The organism is Flavobacterium pygoscelis (assembly GCF_023162025.1).
Lineage (GTDB): Bacteria > Bacteroidota > Bacteroidia > Flavobacteriales > Flavobacteriaceae > Flavobacterium > Flavobacterium pygoscelis.
Map to the genome: position 1 here is coordinate 1 of NZ_JALNUB010000026.1, position 4303 is coordinate 4303.

Annotated in this window: 4 protein-coding genes; all 4 read right to left on the reverse strand. The window is 28.1% G+C overall.

Going from position 1 to position 4303, the window contains the following annotated elements:
• Positions 1-258 precede the first annotated feature (258 nt).
• The gene (locus MW871_RS16055) at positions 259-897 is read right to left on the reverse strand and encodes a hypothetical protein (RefSeq protein ID WP_248429348.1); all 639 of its coding nucleotides are present in this window, start codon (positions 895-897) and stop codon (positions 259-261) included.
• A 700-nt stretch (positions 898-1597) separates the two neighbouring features.
• A complete protein-coding gene (locus MW871_RS16060) occupies positions 1598-2284 on the reverse strand; it encodes a hypothetical protein (protein WP_248429400.1) in 687 nt (228 codons plus the stop codon).
• A 142-nt stretch (positions 2285-2426) separates the two neighbouring features.
• A complete protein-coding gene (locus MW871_RS16065) occupies positions 2427-3851 on the reverse strand; it encodes a hypothetical protein (protein WP_248429401.1) in 1425 nt (474 codons plus the stop codon).
• 188 nt (positions 3852-4039) lie between these two features.
• On the reverse strand, positions 4040-4303 hold a 264-nt coding region (locus MW871_RS16070; protein WP_248429403.1), incomplete at its 5' end, for a hypothetical protein.

A 4303-nucleotide genomic window follows, 5' to 3' on the forward strand; every position in this document is an offset into this window, starting at 1 on the left:
GTTTATAAAACATAAAGAATATAAATAAAGCAACAATAAAATACCAATATTTATTTATCCGTTCCATTTCAATTTTTCAGTTAAACTTCAATTTTTTCCCATTCTGCGCCACAATTACTGCCAACGTTTCGCGGCTTGCAGAAGTGGCGAACTTCGTGACCGAGATTTTTCGGCTAAGATAAAATATCTTGCGGAAGATAAACGTGAATTTACCACATATTTCGCCATTTATGCAAACCGCTGTTGGCAGTAGTATTTTTATGCTTTCTGATTAATAGTTTTATTCATAAATAATTTCATAGTGTACCCAAATGTGAGTCCGCCAATTGACCAAATGACAAGTCCTAATAATAATGTTTTCCAATTGATTTCTTGTCCGTCTAAATATGGAAAGCCTATTGACATAGTCAAAAACATAAAACCTCCCCAACTTAATCCTGTTTTTATCCAACTCTTTTTGTCAAATGGGTTTGGAATATGCTGAATGTCAATATTCTCGTATCGTTTGGGTTGTTTCTCTAACCATTTTGCTTTCAAACTCTTTCTAAACCAACCCCAAATCGGAAATGTCAATGCGAGAATTATAAAACTAAAAACATTTGTTAAACAAGGAATTATTTTTCGACAATTTGAGCAGTAAAGTCCAAACCAATTTTTAAATGCAGTTCCATTTTGTTTAGCCCAAGTTCTTCCATCGTGTAATTTTTCACAATGTGGACAAGGAACAAAAGTTCTTTCAACTCTAGGTTTGTCAGATGTTTTGTCTTCTAAAGTAATTTTGGGTATTCGCTGTCCTAAAATCAATTCATTAATTGCTAATGCTGGATTTAAAATCCAATGTAACATCATCCAATTTTTCCAAGTATAAACTTTGTGTTTTTCTTTGTTAAATTCCATTGTCTATCTGTTTTTGAATATTACTGCCAACGTCTTGGCGCTTGGCGAGGTTGCGAACTTCGTAACCGATTTCTTTCGGCTAAGATAGAATATCTTGCGAAAGAAAAATATGAATTAACTACAAAATTCGCAATCTCGCCAAACGGCTGTTATGCGTTCGGCAGTATATGTTCTATGTTTGTACATTCCAATTTATTCCAATTGGCTTTTCCAAATTTAATTATTTTATTAAGTTTTAAACATCTATTTTGATCTTAAAAATCTAAAAAAAAATCGCGAAAATTTTACTTTTCAAGTTTCTAATTTCCATTTTAATATTCAGCCAATTTTATCAAGTTTTTGTTTTACACAAACTTAATCAAATTCCAATATTTAAGTTTCTACATTCTACAAACTTAATCAACTTCTAATTTTCAGGTTTCTGCTTTACGCATACTTGATCAAGTTTCATTTTCAAGTTTTAAAAGCCAAAAAAATCGATAAAAAATTCGCTTTTAAAGTTTTGCAATTCAGTTTTCAAGCTTTAATTTCTTCTTTTTCTGTGCGATCCAACCTGCTGACGCATAACGTCTTGGCGCTTGGCGTGGTTGGGGACTTTTGAAACCGAGTATTTTCGGCTTAACGTAAAGGTAATAAAAAAACGCTAATTTCACTAAAACCCCAATCACGCCAAACGGCTGTTAGTGGCTGTTTTTTTTTGTTAGAATCCATATGCTTCAATTCTATATTTATATTTTTTCTTTTCAATAACCCATATAATTTCATAACTACCCGCTCCGTCACTATTTGATGAAAAAATATATAATATGTCATTATTTTCATCATAACTTGCTTTCGAATTATATAAAGTTGGTTCGTATAAATTTTTCAAAGCAATATTTGGCAAATCAATTTCTATTTCATCTATTTCGATATTGATTGATTTATATTCTCTTTTAGGGATATTTCCATCAATACCGAATACTTGCTTATCATCAATTTTTTCTAATTGTGTTTTCTCATTTTTATAAAATTTCAGTTTATGATTTTCTTTGATAAATTTAGTTTCTATAATTTCCACTATTATACTTCCATTTTCTAATGTCGCTTTTCCACCAAGATTAGATTTCAATGTAAGATTTTTAAAGTCGGTTATGTATTTAATTCTGTCTTTATAAATATAGCCGTTTAATTCTTTTCCATTTTTTTTATAATCAATATTTATCCAATTTCCTTCGGGTTCAAAATAATAAACAATAAAGCCGTTTTCTAATTTATCTGTAATATTGTTTCCTATTTTTGTTGAATTTCTAACATTTACAAATCCGTCCAAATCATTTACTATTCCAAATTGGGAGAAGCAAAAATTGAAATTTAAAATTAATAAAAAGTAGATTATTCGTTTCATTTTCAGTTTTTTAGGTAAAATAGCCACTAACGTCTTGGCGCTTGGCGAGGTTAGGGACTTAAAAGCAGAGTATTTTCTGCCGAAACGAAGATATGATAAAAAACGCTAATTCCACTAAAACCCCAATCTCGCCAAACGGCTGTTAGCGGTAGTTTTTATAGTCAATACTAAATGTTTCTTTTTTAGTGATATAATTAGTTTTGTTTTTATGTTCAATAAATCTAATTCCCTTATATTGTATTAAATTACATAACATTGAGTTAATCAAAATAAACAATGTATGATAGTTTTTATTGGCGTCATTTTCTGAAAAACTTATTTCTCCTTCGTGAATAGCTAAGTTTCTTAATTTAGGAAATAATAAATCAATTTCTTCATTTCTTGAAATTTCACAAAAATCTAATAATAAATCAATTTTATTATCTGTTTTAGTTTTTAAATTTATATTTCCTATTTTAGTTTTAAATGTTTCAATTTCTTTTTTTGGTATTTTATTTTTAAAAATTTCGTTTATTAAATTAAGTAAATCAGGTTTTATTTCTTTAAACAATTCATTGTCAATAATAAAATTGTTTCGAGATTCTATCAAATTAGATTTGATTAAATTATTTGATAATTTCTCTATTGCGATTAATAAAATAAAAAAACTGCTTTCAATATTTACGTTTTTTGACTGGTTTATTAAATATATTACTTCACTTAAATTTAATTTTTTATCTAAAAAAAAATAATTTGGTAGAGCATTTAAATAATCTTGCAATATTCCTTTGTGCTTGAAATGTACATCAAAAATTGGCAAAAAATGATTTTTATTTAATTCTGTTAAATTGGGTATAGAATAGGTTAAATCAAGATAACAAGAGTAACTATTCTTATAATTATAAGCAAAAGATTCCTCTCTAATTATTACATTGTTTCCTGCTATGTAAGATAAAAAATATTTTAAAGAATTTTTGAAAAGTTTGTAAATTCTATATGGTAGTAGATTGTCTCCAAAAAATCTCAAAATAATTGTTTTATTCTCTTCAGATTTTTCAAATATTCCAATTTTTAAATCATAGTGTCTTTTTTTACTGAAATATTGCAAGTATAATTCAGTGTTATCTAAGGTAATTGACAATGTTCTGGAATCATCAATTCCAAACATATATCTCTCCCTTTTGACTGTTGTAGTTTTTGTAAATCGAATATCAATTCCTTCTACTATTATTGAGTTTAAGCAAAAATCTTCAATTCTATTTTTCTCATTACATAAAATATACTCAATGTAGTGATCATAGCAAATAAAAGTAAACTCGAAACTTGGAAAAGAGCTTGACTTTAAATATATTTCTTTAAAAATCACAACACTTCCTTGTTTAGTAGTTGCCTTAATTTCTAACGAATCTATACTTAGTTTTTCATATAATTCTTTGTAAAAAATATTTTGATTTACAACACTTTGAGTTTTGTCGATTAAGTAGCAGTCGATTAGTATCTCTCCATTAATATTTTTAATTTTTGGATAATCTAATACTGTAATTAAGTTTCCGTTTAGGAATAATGATGCTTCAAAAATTTCGTCCAAATTCTTCTTATTTAGTCATTTATTTCTTTGCTCTGAGGCAAAATTACCGCTAACGTCTTGCGGCTTGCAGAAGTGGCGAACTACGTAACCGAGATTTTTCGGCTAAGATAAAATTTCTTGCGGAAGATAAACGTGAATTTACTACATATTTCGCCATTTTTGCAAACCGCTGTTGTACGTTCGGTTTTTTATTCTTTCCAATATTCTTCCATAATTGCAATTCTTTTTATTGCATTTTTAGATATGAGGTCAAATTTGTTTTCAAGATCAATTTTTTTAGTTTGGTCATATCTAAACCAACTTTCTGTTCCATTTTCTTCTGACGTAGAATTCGGATATATTCTTTTTCTCTCAAACAAATCGTGAGCGGTCAATTTATTCAACGGAATCAATTTTCCCCAATGCGTTTTAAATTCCGTTTCTTTCCAATTAGCTAATTCAATTATGAATCC

Coding starts and splice junctions, on each gene's coding strand:
- MW871_RS16060 (WP_248429400.1), bottom strand. CDS start 2,284: ATGAAACGAATAATCTACTTTTTATTAATTTTAAATTTCAATTTTTGC.
- MW871_RS16055 (WP_248429348.1), bottom strand. CDS start 897: ATGGAATTTAACAAAGAAAAACACAAAGTTTATACTTGGAAAAATTGG.